Below are 15018 nucleotides of genomic sequence, written 5' to 3'. Positions count from 1 at the left end.
TCATCTGCCACAGTCAACGGGACATCGTTGATCCGTGGGAGCCGCGACTCGATCGAGGCGCGGCGGTGGGCTTGGTTTAAAGATCGGCTGCTACCGCTGCAAGAGCAGCTACAGAAGCCGATGGGTCGATATCCGCAGGAGCTGCGGAGTCAGATACGGCGGCGCTTCTGCGGACGGCAGCCGTTGTGCGGCACCGGAGTCACGTCGGAGATCGAGGTGATGCGAATGCCGAGCGCAGCCAGAGCGCGCACCGACGATTCACGGCCTGGACCCGGGCCTTTGATCTCGACGTCCAGGTTCTTGATGCCCTGCTCGATAGCAGCGCGACCCGCCACCTCGGACGCCACCTGCGCAGCGAAAGGCGTGGATTTGCGAGAGCCTTTGAAGCCCTGGCCACCCGACGACGCCCAGGACAGCGCGTTGCCTTGACGGTCGGTGATCGTGATGATGGTGTTGTTGAACGATGCGTGCACGTGTGCAATGCCGTCCGAAATGTTCTTACGGACTTTCTTGCGTACACGCTGAGCGGCGTTACTGGCGGGTGATTTGGCCATGTGGAACCTTCTTCAATCCTTGAGCTTATTTCTTCAGCGACTGCGCTGCCTTGCGCGGACCCTTGCGGGTGCGGGCGTTGGTACGCGTACGCTGGCCGCGCATAGGCAGACCGCGGCGATGACGGAAGCCGCGATAGCAGCCGATGTCCATCAAACGCTTGATGTTCATCGTGGTTTCACGGCGGAGATCGCCCTCGATGATGAACTTGGCAATCTGGTCGCGAATTTTTTCCTGATCCCCGTCGGTCAGATCTTTGACCTTCTTGGAGAAAGGAATGCCGCAGGCTTCGCAAATATCGCGTGCGCGTTGGCGGCCGATGCCATAGATTGCCGTCAAGCCGATTTCGGTATGCTTGTGCGGCGGAATGTTGATACCAGCAATACGTGCCATGTTCTATCCTCTGACGATTCTGTTGGGCAGCATCAACCTTGACGCTGCTTGTGGCGCGGATCAGAACAGATCACGCGAACCACGCCGTTGCGGCGGATGATTTTGCAGTTACGGCAAATTTTCTTGACCGAAGCTGAAACTCTCATTTCATTCTCCTAAAACTCTTCAATCCATTCGTGCCTACTTGGCGCGGAACACAATGCGTGCACGGGTCAGGTCATATGGCGTCATTTCGACAGTGACCTTGTCGCCAGGGAGGATCCGGATGTAGTGCATCCGCATCTTTCCGGATATGTAACCCAGTACAACATGCCCATTTTCCAGCTTGACCCGGAATGTGGCATTGGGAAGGTTCTCCAGAACCTCACCCTGCATCTGAATCACGTCATCCTTGGCCATGACACGTTTTTACAGCGTTGTCTTGAAATTGGCTTTCTTCAATAACGATTCATACTGCTGCGACATCATGTAGTTCTGCACCTGGGCCATGAAGTCCATGGTGACCACCACGATGATCAGCAACGAGGTACCGCCAAAATAGAACGGCACGTTGTAGCGCAAGATCAGGAACTCGGGCAGCAAGCAGACCAACGTGATGTAGATCGCACCTGCCAGCGTCAGCCGGACCAGGATCTTGTCGATGTACCTGGCTGTCTGGTCACCCGGGCGGATACCCGGAATGAACGCCCCGCTCTTCTTCAGGTTGTCCGCCGTTTCCCTGCTGTTGAAAACCAACGCAGTATAGAAAAAGCAGAAGAAGATGATCGCGGATGCGTACAGCATCACGTAGATCGGTTGACCGGGTGTCAACGTTGCGGCGATATCCTTCAACCAACGCATCGAGTCACCAGCGCTGAACCAACCCACCACGGTGGCCGGCAGCAAGATGATCGACGAAGCGAAGATCGGAGGGATCACGCCAGCCATGTTCAGCTTGAGCGGAAGATGCGACGATTGACCACCGTACACCTTGTTCCCCACCTGCCGCCGCGCATAGTTGACCAGGATCTTGCGCTGACCGCGCTCGACAAACACCACGAAGTAGGTTACCAGCGCCACCAGAATCACGATGAACAGGGCTACGATGATGCTCATTGCACCTGTACGCACCAGCTCCAACAGACCGCCAATGGCGTTCGGCAGGCCAGCGGCGATACCGGCGAAGATGAGGATCGAGATGCCGTTGCCAAGTCCGCGCTCGGTAATCTGCTCGCCCAACCACATCAGGAACATGGTGCCAGCCGTCAGGCTGACCACAGCCGTCATGCGGAAACCAAACCCGGGGTTGATAACCAGGCCTTGGGATGCTTCCAGCGCCACCGCGATACCCAGCGATTGGAAAATCGCCAAGCCCAGCGTGCCGTAACGCGTGTACTGCGTGATCTTGCGCTGGCCGGATTGCCCTTCCTTCTTGAGCTGCTCAAAAGCAGGCATCACGTAGGTCATCAGCTGCATCACGATCGAAGCCGAGATGTAAGGCATGATGCCAAGGGCAAACACGGTGAAGCGCGAGAGCGCGCCGCCCGAGAACATGTTGAACAGGTTCAGGATTCCGCCCTGCTGGCCCTCGAACAGCTGACGCAGCTGATCAGGGTTGATGCCGGGCACAGGAATGTGCGCGCCAAGCCGGTAAACGACCAACGCGAGTAGCAAAAACACCAGCCGGCGACGCAAGTCGCCGTACTTGCCGGTTTTTGCTATTTGCGGTGCGCTGGAGGCCACTACTTGAATACTTTCAAGAAAGGGATCAAGCCAGCGAGCCGCCGGCGGACTCGATGGCCGCCTTGGCACCAGCCGTCGCGCCAATACCGGTCAGCTTGACCGCTTTGGTCAATTCGCCCGATTTGATCACTTTGACGACCTTGGTCAGTTCGTCGACCAGACCTGCTTGCTTGAGCGCGAGCATGTCCAGATCAGCAGCGCCAGATTGCGCCACCAAACGCTCCAGATCAGACAGCGTCACTTCCGCGTTGTATTTCAGTGTGCGGGATTTGAAACCACGCTTGGGCAGACGGCGCTGCAAAGGCATTTGACCGCCTTCGAAGCCGACCTTGTGGTAGCCGCCCGAACGCGATTTTTGACCTTTGTGACCACGGCCTGCGGTCTTGCCCAGGCCGGAGCCGATGCCGCGACCCACGCGCCGGCGAGGGCGCTTGGAGCCGTCTGCGGGCTTGATGCTATTGAGTTCCATCACCGGATCCTCTTCAAACGATTTTGACCAGGTAGTCGATCTTGTTGATCATCCCGCGCACAGCGGGCGTGTCTTCGAGTTCGCGCACGCTGTTGAGCTTGCGCAGGCCCAGGCCACGCACGGTGGCGCGGTGCGATTCCTTGCAACCGATGGGGCTGCGAACCAATTGGACCTTAACGGTTTTCTGTGGCGTTGCCATGTTTGTGCTCCAGATCAGGCGAAGATTTCTTCGACCGACTTGCCACGCTTGGCCGCGATTTCAGCCGGGGTGGTGCAGTTCTTCAGCGCGTCCAGGGTGGCACGCACCATGTTGTAGGGATTCGAGGTGCCATGGCTCTTGGCCACGATGTCAGTGATACCGACCACTTCGAACACCGCGCGCATCGGGCCGCCGGCAATGATGCCGGTACCGCGAGGAGCGGGAGCCATCATCACGACAGCGGCGCCATGATGACCCGTGACTTTGTGATGGATGGTGCCGTCCTTGAGGGACACCTTGGCCAGGTTGCGGCGAGCTTCTTCCATCGCCTTTTGCACGGCGACGGGCACTTCCTTGGATTTGCCCTTGCCCATGCCCACACGGCCGTCGCCATCGCCCACCACGGTCAGCGCGGCGAAGCCCAGAATACGGCCGCCCTTGACGACCTTGGTCACGCGGTTCACCGCGATCATCTTCTCGCGCAGGCCGTCCTCCGGACCGTCACCTTGCGCTCTTGCCTGAAACTTAGTAGCCATTTCTTTGCCCTGCCCGATTAGAACTGCAGACCTGCTTCACGCGCGGCTTCGGCCAAAGCCTTGACGCGGCCGTGATAGGCGAAGCCCGCACGATCGAATGCCACCTTCTCTACACCGGCGGCCTTGGCGCGTTCGGCAATACGCTTGCCGACTTGTTCGGCAGCAGCGGCATTGCCACCCTTGCCTGAGCCACCCAGGGCCTTGCGCATTTCGCCTTCGGCGGTGGAGGCAGTAGCCAGCACCTTGGTGCCGTCGTCGGAGATGACGGTGGCGTAGATGTGCAGATTGGTGCGGTTCACCGTCAGGCGAGCCACGCCTTGATTGGCGATGCGGATACGCGTCTGACGTGCACGACGAAGACGCTGCTCTTTTTGCTCAACATGATGCAGGTCCTTATTTCTTCTTGGTTTCCTTGATCACGACCTTCTCATCCGCATAACGGATGCCTTTGCCCTTGTAGGGCTCAGGAGGACGTGCCGCACGGATCTCAGCCGCGATCTGGCCAACGCGCTGACGGTCAGCGCCCTTGACGATGATCTCGGTCGGAGCCGGGGTAGCCACCGTGATGCCAGCAGGCATATCGAAGTTCACGGGGTGCGAGAAACCAATCGACAGGTTCAGCTTGCTGCCGCTGGCCTGAGCGCGGAAACCCACGCCGACCAGAGTCAGCTTCTTCTCGAAGCCTTTGCTCACACCAACCACCATGTTGTTGACGAGCTGGCGCATGGTGCCGCTCATGGCGTTGGCTTCGCGGGATTCGTTCACCGGAGCGAAGGACAGCTTGCCATCCTGGGAGGACACTTTCACCAGGGCATTCGGCACCAGCTTGAGCTCAGCGCCGCCACCCTTGACGGTGATCAGTTCTTCCTTGATGGACACATCCACGCCCGCGGGGACGGCGACGGTCATTTTGGCGATACGTGACATCTCAGATTCTCCTTATGCCACGTAGCACAGCACTTCGCCGCCGACACCGGTAGCGCGCGCCTTGCGATCGGTCATCACACCCTTGGGCGTGGTCACGATCGCCACGCCCAGGCCGTTCATCACCTGGGGCAGGTTGCCGCGGCCTTTGTAAACACGCAGGCCAGGGCGGCTGACGCGCTCGATGCGCTCGATCACCGGACGGCCGGCGTAGTACTTGAGGGCAATTTCGAGCTCGGACTTGCCGCCTTCGCTCTTGACCTCGAAACCATCGATATAACCTTCGTCCTTCAGCACTTGGGCAATAGCCACCTTCACCTTGGAAGAAGGCACGGACACGGTCTGCTTGGCCACCATCTGCGCGTTGCGGATGCGGGTCAGCAGATCGGCAATGGGATCACTCATGCTCATCTTGTTTCTCCTGCCGACTTACCAGCTGGCCTTGATGACGCCGGGAATGTCACCGGCGAACGCCATTTCGCGAATCTTCGCGCGGCCAAGGCCGAACTGACGGAAAGTACCGCGCGGACGACCGGTGATTTCGCAACGGTTGCGCTGGCGCGTGGGGTTGGCATTACGCGGCAATTTCTGCAGCGCGAGGCGGGCCTGCGCGCGCTCATCGTCGCTGCGCTTGGCATCGCCTGCAATGGCCTTCAACTCGGCGTGCTTCTTGGCGTACTTGGCCACCAGTTTTTCACGCTTGAGTTCGCGTTCGATCAAAGCTACTTTAGCCACTTGCGTTACCTTCAGTTCTTGAACGGGAAACGGAAAGCCGAGAGCAGCGCCTTGCACTCTTCGTCGTTCTTGGCCGTTGTCGTGATGCTGATGTTGAGACCGCGCAAGGCATCGACCTTGTCATATTCGATCTCAGGGAAAATGATCTGCTCTTTGACGCCAACGTTGTAGTTGCCGCGGCCATCGAACGAGCGCCCGGAAATACCGCGGAAGTCACGCACACGCGGCAAAGCCACGGTCACGAAGCGGTCCAGGAATTCGTACATGCGCACGCCGCGCAGCGTCACCATGGTGCCGATAGCCTGGCCTTCGCGGATCTTGAAACCGGCGATAGCTTTCTTGGCCTTGGTCACCACCGGCTTCTGGCCGGCGATCTTGGTGAGATCGGCCACGGCGTTGTCCATGACCTTCTTGTCCGCCACTGCCTCGCTCACACCCATGTTGAGTGTGATCTTGGTGATGCGCGGCACCTCCATTGGCGACTTGTAGCCGAACTTCTTCATCAGTTCGGGCGCCACGTTTTCACGATAATGTTGTTGCAGTCGTGCCATGATTTTCTACCCTCAGGCCACCTTGATTTCGTCGCCGCTGGACTTGAACACGCGCACGCGCTTGCCGTCAGCCTGCAGCTTGATGCCCACGCGGTCAGCTTTGCCAGTGGTCTTGTTGAAGATCGCCACATTGGATTGATGGATCGGCATGGCCTTCTCGACGATGCCACCAGTCACACCCTTCATGGGGTTCGGCTTGGCGTGCTTCTTGACGAGGTTGACGCCTTCGACAACCAGGTGATCTTCATCGGCGCGCAGCGTCACGGTGCCGCGCTTGCCTTTGTCGCGCCCAGCCAGCACGATCACTTCGTCGCCCTTGCGAATCTTGTTCATGATGCGTCTTTCCTTACAGGACTTCAGGAGCCAGGGACACGATCTTCATGAAACGCTCGCTACGCAGTTCACGCGTCACCGGGCCGAAGATGCGGGTGCCGATAGGCTCCAGCTTGGCATTGAGCAGCACGGCGGCATTGCCGTCGAACTTGATCAGGGAGCCGTCGCCACGGCGAATGCCCTTGGCAGTACGAACCACCACAGCGCTGTATACCTCGCCTTTTTTGACGCGGCCGCGCGGAGCAGCTTCCTTGATGCTTACTTTGATGATGTCGCCGACGCTTGCGTAGCGACGCTTGGAACCGCCCAGCACCTTGATGCAAAGGACGGACTTGGCGCCGGTGTTATCGGCAACCTCTAGTCGAGATTCAGTCTGGATCATTTCAAATTTCCCAACTTGTACCCAGCGCAGGGAGCTGCCGGATCAGTCTTGGGCCCGTCGCCGCGCCTGAAAAAACCACTTCCAGATGCTGCGCTTTGGGGCAGATTCTCTAAGCCCAATTTGGGCGAAGCTCTCTATTGTGTCGGCAAGTAGCTAACTTGTCAACACCTCTTTTGCTATTCAATTCTGTCTCGCGCCGTATTGCGCGGCCAAGGCTTGAAATTCAGCCAGCCCAGGGGAATAAGACGGTTGCGCCGAGGTGGTGCCGGCCTTGGGGCCGAGTTCCTCGGACAGGATCTGCGCCACCGCAGGCGCGGCGCTCGCGGCTTCGGTGGCATTGAGAAAGAGCTGGCGCGACCGCCTTGCCAACACATCCTCCACCGAGCGCGCATATTCGTAGCGGGCGGCGAAGCGTACCATGGCCTCGCTGAGTCCAGGGGCCAGTACAGTGTTGCTCCCAGGCAACATCGATACATCCCCTGCCTCACTGCCATAGAGATGCAGGCCTGGTTCGGCACTCACGGAGATGGCGCCAGCCCCTACCGCCGGCGCCCCGACAAGCCGAAGTCCGGCAGTGCCAGCCTTTCCGCGCCCGGGCAACAGGCTGTTGGCAACGCATTGAGCCAGCACATCCTCGGCCATGGCCCGGTAAGTGGTCCATTTGCCGCCAGTGACGGTCACCAGCCCAGCGCCAGAAACCAGCACAGTGTGTTCGCGGCTCAACGCCCGGGTTGGTGCTCCACCTTCGTTTGCCGGCCTCACCAGGGGGCGAAGACCGACCCAGCGGCTCAGGATGTCGGCTCGCGTGGGTGCGCGGCGCAGGTAGTGGCCGGCTTCACGCAAGATGAAATCGATTTCCTGCTCGAAAGGCAAAGGCTCCAGCGGAACGTCCTCCCGGGGCGTATCGGTCGTGCCCAGGATCAGCTTGCCAAGCCAGGGCACGGCAAACAGGACCCGGCCGTCAGCAGTACTGGGCACCAGCAAGGCATGCGCGCCCGGCGAAAAGGTTTGATCCACTACCAGATGCACGCCCTGGCTTGGCGCCACGATGGCGCTGGCGGGCCGCCCAAGCGCGCGGGCGTCCTCCTGCCGCAGCGCATCCACCCAGACACCGGTGGCATTGACCACGCAACGCGCGTTCAGAGTGAATTCCCGGCTGGTCTCGGCGTCGCGGCAAGTGATGCCAGCCACCCGGCCGCCCTCATGAAGCAAGCCAACGGCGGGGCAATAGTTGACGAGCAGTGCACCGTGCAGCGCCGCCGTACGCCCGATCGCCAACGCCAGCCGGGCATCGTCGAACTGGCCGTCCCAATACTTGACACCCCCCTTCAGCCCGCGCGGCTGGGCTCCAGGCAGAAGGCGCAGCGTCTGCCCGGCGGTCAGCCATTGGGTACGTCCCAGGCCGGCTTTGCCTGCCAGGGCGTCATAGACTTTCAGGCCGATGCCGTAGAACGGGGTTTCCCACAGTTTGTAGGATGGCATCACGAACGGAAGCGGCTGCGCCAGATGCGGGGCGCTGTGCAGGATATTCACGCGCTCGTGCAGGGCCTCGCGCACCAGATGGATATCGCCCTGCGCCAGGTACCGCACCCCGCCATGCACCAGCTTGGTCGCACGCGAGGAGGTTCCCTTGGCGAAGTCATGCGCCTCGACAAGCGCCACGGAGTAGCCGCGCAGCACCGCGTCCAGCGCCACACCCAGGCCCGTGGCACCACCGCCTACCACCACCAGATCGTATTTTTTCGGCTCAGCCAGGCGCGCCAGCAAGTCTTCGCGGTGTGTGGGTAGCGGAGCAGCGGTCATAAGCTGATTCTGAAGCAGTTTATCTATCGTTGTATCGCAGAAAAAGAATCAGAGGGCTGCAGAGCAGGCCATTCAGGGGCAGCCGCGGAGCTGGCTTCGCCAGGCCGCTGGCTGCGTCCCCCGGAGGGGGAAGGCGCGTAAGCGACTCAGGGGAAGCCCCCAATCAGGGAGGAGCCCAACATGTCGAGCGGGCTACGGCTTCGCGCCAACGAGTCAGTTGCGCACGCCGCGCGGGTTCTGTCAGGCGCGGCTCGAAGCGCCGGTCGACCGACCACTGCTTGGCGATGGCTGCACCATCGGCCCATAGGCCCACCGCCAAGCCTGCCAGGTAGGCCACCCCCAAGGCCGTGGTCTCGGTCACACGAGGGCGCACCACCGGCACGCCGAGGAAATCGGCCTGCATCTGCATCAGCAGATCGTTCCGGCTGGCGCCACCGTCAACCCGCAGCTCGGTCAACGCAATGCCCGCATCCCGGGTCATGGCGCCAAACAGGTCGGCAGACTGCAACGCGATCGCCTCCAATGCGGCCCGCGCGATGTGGGCTCGCGTGGTGCCGCGGGTAAGCCCCACCAGGGTGCCACGCGCGCGGCCGTCCCAATCCGGCGCACCCAGGCCGGCAAAGGCAGGTACCAGAAATACATCGCCAGTGTCCGCCACGCTGGCGGCCAAGGCTTCGACATCGGCGGCGCGCTCGATGATCTGCAGACTGTCTCTGAGCCACTGGATAGTGGCGCCCGCCATGAAGACCGACCCTTCCAGGCAATAGGCCGTACGACGACCGCCCTCTTCCGCCGGGCCCTGCCAGCCTATGGTGGTCAGCAAGCGATTGCGGCTGGCCACGGCCACACTTCCGGTGTTCATGAGCATGAAGCAGCCTGTACCGTAAGTATTCTTGGCCATGCCCGGGGTAAAACAAGCTTGACCGAACGTGGCTGCCTGCTGGTCGCCAGCCACGCCGGCTATGGGAATCGGGGCTCCCAGCAACCCGGGCTGCGTTTCTCCCAACACGCCGCTGGAGGGCACGATGCTCGGCAGCACAGCCCGGGGAATGTTGAAAAGACGCAGCAGCTCATCGTCCCAATCCTGGGTATGGATGTTCATCAGCAGGGTGCGCGAAGCATTGCTGGCATCGGTGGCGTGCACCTGGCCGCCCGTCAGATTCCAGATCAACCAGCTATCGACCGTACCGAAGGCCAGTTCACCAGCTTCAGCGCGCGCACGCGCGCCGGGTACCTGATCGAGCAGCCATTCAAGCTTGGTGCCGGAGAAATAGGCGTCCGGCACCAGACCGGTCTTGCGCTGGATGAAACCCGCCTTGCCGGCGCGGCGTAAAGCTTCGCAACGGGCCGTGGTACGGCGGTCCTGCCAGACAATGGCCGGCGCCAATGGCCTCCCCGTGGCCCGCTCCCACAGCACGGTGGTTTCCCGCTGGTTGGTGATACCGATCGCCCGGATCCGGATGGAACTTCTGGCTGTGCCCCGTTGCTCCGCCAGCATCCGCAGGCATTCGCGTGCCACACCAAGCTGGGTGGACCAGATTTCCTGCGCATCATGCTCGACCCAGCCCGGCTTCGGAAAATGTTGCGTGAACTCCTGCTGAGCCAAGGCGGCGACACGGCCCCGGCGGTCAAACGCGATAGCGCGGGAGCTGGTAGTGCCTTGATCTAGCGCGAGCAGATAGTTCATGGTCATTAGCGTACTCCAAGCGGAACGTTTTCTATGCAGCTGTCAGTTCGGCGCAAACATCCCTCAACGCCTGCGCGAACAACCGCTGCTCCTCATGCATCGCTCCGCTCTTGCGCTCGAACAGGGTGAGAGGCGGCAGCGTCCAGCTGAAGCGATGGCGCACGATGCCAACACCCGCAATCCGCACCAGTTCTTCAGCGATATCCGCCGGCACGATGGAAACCGCCCGCTCGTTGGCGGCGACCAACTCTCCGATGATCTTGGCGGACAAGCTTTCGACATAGGGCTGAGGAGGCGTGGCACCTGCCCTGAGAAAAAAATCCGTGATCTGCTCGCGCATCGGAGTCTGGCGCGCGCCCAGAATCCAGTCGAGCTCGGTCAATTCGGCCCACTGCAAGGGCTTGCGCTCCAGCCGGGCCGCCAGGCGCCTGTGCGCCACCAGGCGAGGCTCCTGCTGATACAGCACTTCGTGGCGCAGACCCGCCATGTCCAGAACGGCCGAGACCCGGCCAATGACGCAATCCAGTTCGTGGGCCCGCAATCGGGCCAGCAGGCGGTCGCTGGTGTCTTCGTGCAGTGTCACGGAAATCCGGCGGCCGCGCTGCTGGGCCCGGGCAATCGCCCGAGCCAGCATACGCCCCTGCAGAAACGGAATCACACCCACATGCAGGTGGGCAGACCGCTCATAAGCGACGGCTTCGACATCCAGCGCCCAATGATCAAGATCCGCCAGCATGGTCTGCGCGCGAGACAGAACCAATTCGCCCAGTGCCGTGGGCGTCATGCCCCGCGCCGACCGCGAGAACAACGGCGCGCCAAACAGGCTCTCCAATTCCGCCAGAGCTTGCGTCACAGCCGGCTGACTGGTGGCCAACTGTTCAGCCACCCGCGTGAGTGAGCGATTTTGCTTGATGGCCAACAGCAGCGCCAGGTGCTTCATCCGCAGGCGCGCCACCATGCGCCGGGCAAGCGGCGGCGCCGCATTGGAAAGCGCAGACAAATCAGACATGGCAGCGACGCATAAGTAAATTGATATGGAATGATAAAAATATACGATATTCTGCTTATGGCATAGATCCAAAATTCCCCGCACATTCCCGGCGCATCCAAGAACGTGTCCACGCTCCAAGAAGTCAGGGATCTGCCTGAAGGAGGTTTGATGGATTCGGTGTTTATCGTGGTCGCCCTGGGGGCGGTGGTCGCAGGTTTCGTACAAGGGCTTTCCGGCTTCGCATTCGGCATGGTGGCCATGTCTCTCTGGGCCTGGGTGCTGGAGCCCCGATTGGCGGCTTCGCTGACCATCTTCGGCGGGCTGACGGGACAGATCCTTGGCGCCATTTCCATGCGGCGCGGCTTCAATCTCCCTTTGTTGCTGCCGTTCATCCTGGGCGGCCTGGTGGGCATTCCAATCGGTGTGATGCTGCTTCCGCACCTGGAAATGACCTGGTTCAAAGCCATATTCGGCGGCGTGCTGGTGCTGTGGTGCCCGGTCATGCTGCTGTCCAGCCGCTTGCCGAAGATCACAGCCGGTGGCCGGGTGGCGGACGGCGTCGTGGGGCTGGCAGGGGGCGTGCTTGGTGGCATTGGGGGATTCACAGGAACCGTGCCCACACTGTGGTGCGCGCTGCGCGGCTATCCCAAGGACATTCAGCGCGCGGTGATCCAGAACTTCAATTTGTCCATGCTGATGGTCACCATGGGGACGTACCTGGCCACCGGCATCGTGACGCGCGACATGCTGCCGCTGTTCGCCACCGTGGCGCCCGCCATGCTGGTGCCCACCCTGCTCGGTACGCGGCTCTACATCGGCATCAGTGAAGCCCGGTTTCGCCAGATCGTGCTGGGTTTGCTGACCGTCTCGGGATTGACGCTGCTGGCGAACGCCGTGCCACAGCTTCTGGCGCGATCCGCCTGAATTCCGGCGCGCCACAAAAAAGGACACTTCCGAACGCTTCCAAGCGTCAAAGCCTCAATACCCACAAGAAAGCAATGACTTGGCTGTCACTATATGATCAATATACGTTTCGTATACTCAACATCATATGGGCATTGTGAACATCGACGACGATCTGCACGACCAATTGCGCAAGGCCAGTTCGGTCGCGTGCCGGTCCATCAATGCGCAGGCCGCCTTCTGGATCAAGATCGGCATGCTGTGCGAGATGAATCCGACGCTGACATTCAATGAGATCGTCGGCCGGGAACTCCGGGCTGCCGGCTTGGAAGCCCAGCCCGCCGGGGCATTAGCGACATGACCAAGCGGCCTGAAGAAATTGCATTGATGGCCGAATCGGGCCAACTGCTGGCAAGCGTGTTCGCTCATCTGGATCTGTTGAACCTCGTGGGCATGTCCACCATGCAGGTCAATGATCTGGCCGAGAGCTTCATCGTCAACGAGCTCGATGCGCGCCCGGCGAGCAAGGGGCAATACGGGTACGCCTACGCATTGAACTCCTCCCGCAATCATGTCGTCTGCCATGGCGTTCCGTCCTCATCGGAAATCCTGCAGAGCGGAGATATCGTGAACTTCGATATCACGCTGGAAAAAAATGGATTCATCGCGGACTCCAGCAAAACCTATCTCGTGGGCGAGGTTTCACCAATGGCCCGGCGCCTCGTGCAAGTGACCCAGGAAGCTATGTGGAAAGGCATCAGGGCGGTCCGCCCCGGCGCCCGGCTTGGCGATGTGGGCCATGCCATTGAGCGCCATGCCCGGCGCAACGGCTACTCGGTCGTGAGGGAGTATTGCGGGCATGGCATTGGGCGGGAAATGCACGAGGAGCCCCAGGTGCTGCACTGGGGCAGACCACGCACCGGCCTGGAATTGCGGGAAGGCATGGTGTTCACCATCGAGCCGATGATCAACCAGGGCCGCCATGCCGTTCAGACCGAGGACGACGGCTGGACAGTCGTCACGAAAGACGGAAAGCTGTCCGCGCAGTTCGAGCATACGGTAGCCGTGACGCGCCACGGAGTGCGGGTCTTGACCTTGCGCCCTGGAGAGAAACCGCTCAGTTGAGGAGCTACCCCAAAACAAAAGCCGCATGCTCCAACAAGAGCATGCGGCTTTTCAATTTGGTGCCCGGGGTCGGAATCGAACCGACACTCCTTTCGGAACCGGATTTTGAGTCCGGCGCGTCTACCAATTTCACCACCCGGGCAGAGGGGGAAGATGAAATTATGGCACAGTGCGAACCATGAACTATCAGACGATCGAAGATGCGGTGGGGCGCACCCCGCTGGTACGGCTGCAACGTATTGGTGCGCAAGACAATTCCGCACGAGGCAACGTGGTTCTGGCCAAGTTGGAGGGCAACAATCCAGCCGGCTCCGTGAAGGACCGGCCTGCCCTTTCCATGATTCGGCGTGCCGAAGAGCGCGGCGATATCAAGCCGGGGGACACGCTGATCGAGGCGACTTCGGGCAATACCGGCATTGCGCTGGCCATGGCGGCGGCTATCAAGGGCTATCGCATGGTGCTGATCATGCCGGAAGACCTTTCCGTGGAGCGCGCGCAGACCATGAAGGCCTTCGGCGCCGAGCTGATCCTGACGCCGCGCTCCGGCGGCATGGAGTACGCGCGCGATCTGGCCGACAAGATGGTGCTGCAAGGCAAGGGGGTGGTTCTTGACCAGTTCGCCAATCCGGACAACCCTCGCATCCACTACGAAACCACGGGCCCCGAGATCTGGGAGCAGACAGGCGGCCGCATCACGCATTTCGTCAGCGCGATGGGTACCACCGGCACCATCACCGGCGTTTCGCGCTTCCTGAAAGAAAAGAACCCCAAGGTGCACGTGATCGGCGCGCAACCTGCCGAGGGCTCCAGGATTCCCGGCATCCGCAAGTGGCCCGAGGAATACATGCCCAAGATCTACGACGCGAGCGTGGTCGATGAGGAGTTTCCGGTGACGCAGTCTAACGCCGAGGACATGGCCCGGCGCATGGCGCGGGAGGAAGGCATTTTTGGCGGTATTTCCTCCGGCGGTGCAGCTTGGGTTGCACAGCAGATTGCCGCGCGCGAGCAGAATGCCACGGTGGTGTTCGTGGTTTGCGATCGCGGAGACCGCTATCTCTCCACCGGGGTATTTCCTGCTTGAGGCCCGCGCTGGCCACCCTGGCAGCCGCAGCCATTTGCCCTTGACCCACGCAGACACAGCATGACCCACTGGAATTTTTGCCCTCAATGCGCCACACCGCTGGAGATGATCACGCTGGACGAAGATGGCGGGCCCCAGGCGCGCCTGCGCTGTCCGGCCTGCAACTTCACGCATTGGAATAATCCGACCCCCGTGCTCGCCGCCATCGTGGAGATTGGCGGCAAAGTGCTGCTCGCGCGCAACGCGGCCTGGCCGGGCAAGATGTTCGCGTTGATCACCGGCTTCATGGAAGCAGGTGAATCTCCCCAGGAAGGGATTGCGCGCGAAGTCAAGGAAGAAACCAACTTGGATGTGCTCAGCACACAGTTGGTCGGCGCCTACGAGTTCCTGCGCATGAACCAGGTGATCATTGCCTATCACGTGCAAGCAGAGGGCGAAGTACGCCTTTCTCCGGAACTGGCCGACTACAAGCTCTACGATCTGGCAGATCTGCGATGCTGGCCCGCGGGTACCGGCTATGCCCTGGCCGACTGGCTGCGTTCGCGCGGGCATGAGCCCGTCTTCTTCACGCCGGAGGAAAACGCGGAACGCCGGCGCGGCCTCGATGAGGCACTGAAGAGTTAGCATCAGCC

The 15018-nt window shown here is 61.0% G+C and carries 23 protein-coding genes and 1 tRNA gene; 5 read left to right on the top strand and 19 right to left on the bottom strand.

Features of this window, described 5'->3' with window-relative positions:
• Positions 1-149: 149 nt before the first annotated feature.
• The 18 genes from rpsK to WJU18_RS08565 form a co-directional block, all read right to left on the bottom strand.
• Complete coding sequence (rpsK, locus tag WJU18_RS08650; RefSeq protein ID WP_416926167.1) at positions 150-554, bottom strand: 30S ribosomal protein S11; 405 nt, start codon at positions 552-554, stop codon at positions 150-152.
• A gap of 25 nt (positions 555-579) precedes the next feature.
• A complete protein-coding gene (gene rpsM / locus WJU18_RS08645) occupies positions 580-945 on the bottom strand; it encodes a 30S ribosomal protein S13 (protein ID WP_423459684.1) in 366 nt (121 codons plus the stop codon).
• Between the two features lie 32 nt (positions 946-977).
• Positions 978-1091, bottom strand: coding sequence for a 50S ribosomal protein L36 (gene rpmJ, locus WJU18_RS08640; RefSeq protein ID WP_423459683.1), 114 nt, complete (start codon positions 1089-1091; stop codon positions 978-980).
• A 34-nt stretch (positions 1092-1125) separates the two neighbouring features.
• On the bottom strand, positions 1126-1344 hold the full coding sequence (gene infA, locus WJU18_RS08635; RefSeq protein WP_423459682.1) for a translation initiation factor IF-1: 219 nt from the start codon (positions 1342-1344) through the stop codon (positions 1126-1128).
• Between the two features lie 9 nt (positions 1345-1353).
• Positions 1354-2667 carry a preprotein translocase subunit SecY gene (secY, locus tag WJU18_RS08630; RefSeq protein WP_423459681.1) on the bottom strand — a complete coding sequence of 438 codons (1314 nt, stop codon included), beginning with the start codon at positions 2665-2667 and terminating at the stop codon, positions 1354-1356.
• Between the two features lie 25 nt (positions 2668-2692).
• Entirely contained in the window at positions 2693-3136 is a 444-nt protein-coding gene (gene rplO, locus WJU18_RS08625; RefSeq protein ID WP_423459680.1) for a 50S ribosomal protein L15, read from the bottom strand.
• A gap of 13 nt (positions 3137-3149) precedes the next feature.
• Positions 3150-3335, bottom strand: coding sequence for a 50S ribosomal protein L30 (rpmD, locus tag WJU18_RS08620; RefSeq protein ID WP_423459679.1), 186 nt, complete (start codon positions 3333-3335; stop codon positions 3150-3152).
• 14 nt (positions 3336-3349) lie between these two features.
• Positions 3350-3871 (bottom strand): 30S ribosomal protein S5, encoded by a 522-nt coding sequence (rpsE, locus tag WJU18_RS08615; RefSeq protein ID WP_423459678.1) that lies wholly within the window; start codon positions 3869-3871, stop codon positions 3350-3352.
• A gap of 17 nt (positions 3872-3888) precedes the next feature.
• Positions 3889-4260 carry a 50S ribosomal protein L18 gene (gene rplR, locus WJU18_RS08610; protein ID WP_423460964.1) on the bottom strand — a complete coding sequence of 124 codons (372 nt, stop codon included), beginning with the start codon at positions 4258-4260 and terminating at the stop codon, positions 3889-3891.
• Between the two features lie 4 nt (positions 4261-4264).
• Positions 4265-4798 (bottom strand): 50S ribosomal protein L6, encoded by a 534-nt coding sequence (gene rplF / locus WJU18_RS08605; RefSeq protein WP_423459677.1) that lies wholly within the window; start codon positions 4796-4798, stop codon positions 4265-4267.
• 12 nt (positions 4799-4810) lie between these two features.
• Positions 4811-5206 (bottom strand): 30S ribosomal protein S8, encoded by a 396-nt coding sequence (gene rpsH / locus WJU18_RS08600; RefSeq protein WP_423459676.1) that lies wholly within the window; start codon positions 5204-5206, stop codon positions 4811-4813.
• An 18-nt stretch (positions 5207-5224) separates the two neighbouring features.
• Positions 5225-5530, bottom strand: coding sequence for a 30S ribosomal protein S14 (gene rpsN, locus WJU18_RS08595; protein ID WP_423459675.1), 306 nt, complete (start codon positions 5528-5530; stop codon positions 5225-5227).
• A gap of 11 nt (positions 5531-5541) precedes the next feature.
• The gene (gene rplE, locus WJU18_RS08590) at positions 5542-6081 is read right to left on the bottom strand and encodes a 50S ribosomal protein L5 (RefSeq protein ID WP_423459674.1); all 540 of its coding nucleotides are present in this window, start codon (positions 6079-6081) and stop codon (positions 5542-5544) included.
• 12 nt (positions 6082-6093) lie between these two features.
• Positions 6094-6414, bottom strand: coding sequence for a 50S ribosomal protein L24 (rplX, locus tag WJU18_RS08585; RefSeq protein WP_423459673.1), 321 nt, complete (start codon positions 6412-6414; stop codon positions 6094-6096).
• Positions 6415-6427: 13 nt separating this feature from the next.
• Entirely contained in the window at positions 6428-6796 is a 369-nt protein-coding gene (gene rplN, locus WJU18_RS08580; RefSeq protein WP_423459672.1) for a 50S ribosomal protein L14, read from the bottom strand.
• Positions 6797-6976: 180 nt separating this feature from the next.
• Positions 6977-8599: an FAD-dependent oxidoreductase gene (locus WJU18_RS08575; protein ID WP_423459671.1), complete on the bottom strand. Its 1623-nt coding sequence runs from the start codon at positions 8597-8599 to the stop codon at positions 6977-6979.
• 163 nt (positions 8600-8762) lie between these two features.
• Positions 8763-10292: a glycerol kinase GlpK gene (glpK, locus tag WJU18_RS08570; RefSeq protein ID WP_423459670.1), complete on the bottom strand. Its 1530-nt coding sequence runs from the start codon at positions 10290-10292 to the stop codon at positions 8763-8765.
• Positions 10293-10317: 25 nt separating this feature from the next.
• Positions 10318-11295, bottom strand: coding sequence for a LysR family transcriptional regulator (locus WJU18_RS08565; RefSeq protein WP_423459669.1), 978 nt, complete (start codon positions 11293-11295; stop codon positions 10318-10320).
• A gap of 150 nt (positions 11296-11445) precedes the next feature.
• On the opposite strand from WJU18_RS08565, the gene WJU18_RS08560 reads away from it, so the two are divergent.
• From WJU18_RS08560 to map, 3 genes are all read left to right on the top strand, one after another.
• Positions 11446-12201: a sulfite exporter TauE/SafE family protein gene (locus tag WJU18_RS08560; protein ID WP_423459668.1), complete on the top strand. Its 756-nt coding sequence runs from the start codon at positions 11446-11448 to the stop codon at positions 12199-12201.
• A 127-nt stretch (positions 12202-12328) separates the two neighbouring features.
• Positions 12329-12541, top strand: coding sequence for a ParD-like family protein (locus WJU18_RS08555; protein ID WP_423459667.1), 213 nt, complete (start codon positions 12329-12331; stop codon positions 12539-12541).
• Positions 12538-13305 carry a type I methionyl aminopeptidase gene (gene map, locus WJU18_RS08550; protein ID WP_423459666.1) on the top strand — a complete coding sequence of 256 codons (768 nt, stop codon included), beginning with the start codon at positions 12538-12540 and terminating at the stop codon, positions 13303-13305. Before WJU18_RS08555 ends, map begins: the two co-directional genes overlap by 4 nt.
• A gap of 57 nt (positions 13306-13362) precedes the next feature.
• On the opposite strand, the gene WJU18_RS08545 is transcribed toward map, so the two are convergent.
• A tRNA-Leu gene (locus WJU18_RS08545) sits at positions 13363-13447 on the bottom strand.
• A gap of 36 nt (positions 13448-13483) precedes the next feature.
• Here WJU18_RS08545 and cysM point away from each other — a divergent pair.
• Positions 13484-14386 (top strand): cysteine synthase CysM, encoded by a 903-nt coding sequence (gene cysM / locus WJU18_RS08540; RefSeq protein WP_423459665.1) that lies wholly within the window; start codon positions 13484-13486, stop codon positions 14384-14386.
• Between the two features lie 60 nt (positions 14387-14446).
• Positions 14447-15010 (top strand): NUDIX domain-containing protein, encoded by a 564-nt coding sequence (locus WJU18_RS08535; protein WP_423459664.1) that lies wholly within the window; start codon positions 14447-14449, stop codon positions 15008-15010.
• Positions 15011-15018 lie beyond the last annotated feature (8 nt).

The sequence above is a fragment of the Ottowia sp. VDI28 genome, assembly GCF_049532675.1.
Classification (GTDB): Bacteria; Pseudomonadota; Gammaproteobacteria; order Burkholderiales; family Burkholderiaceae_C; genus Ottowia.
This window is presented reverse-complemented; position numbering and strand designations above follow the sequence as displayed.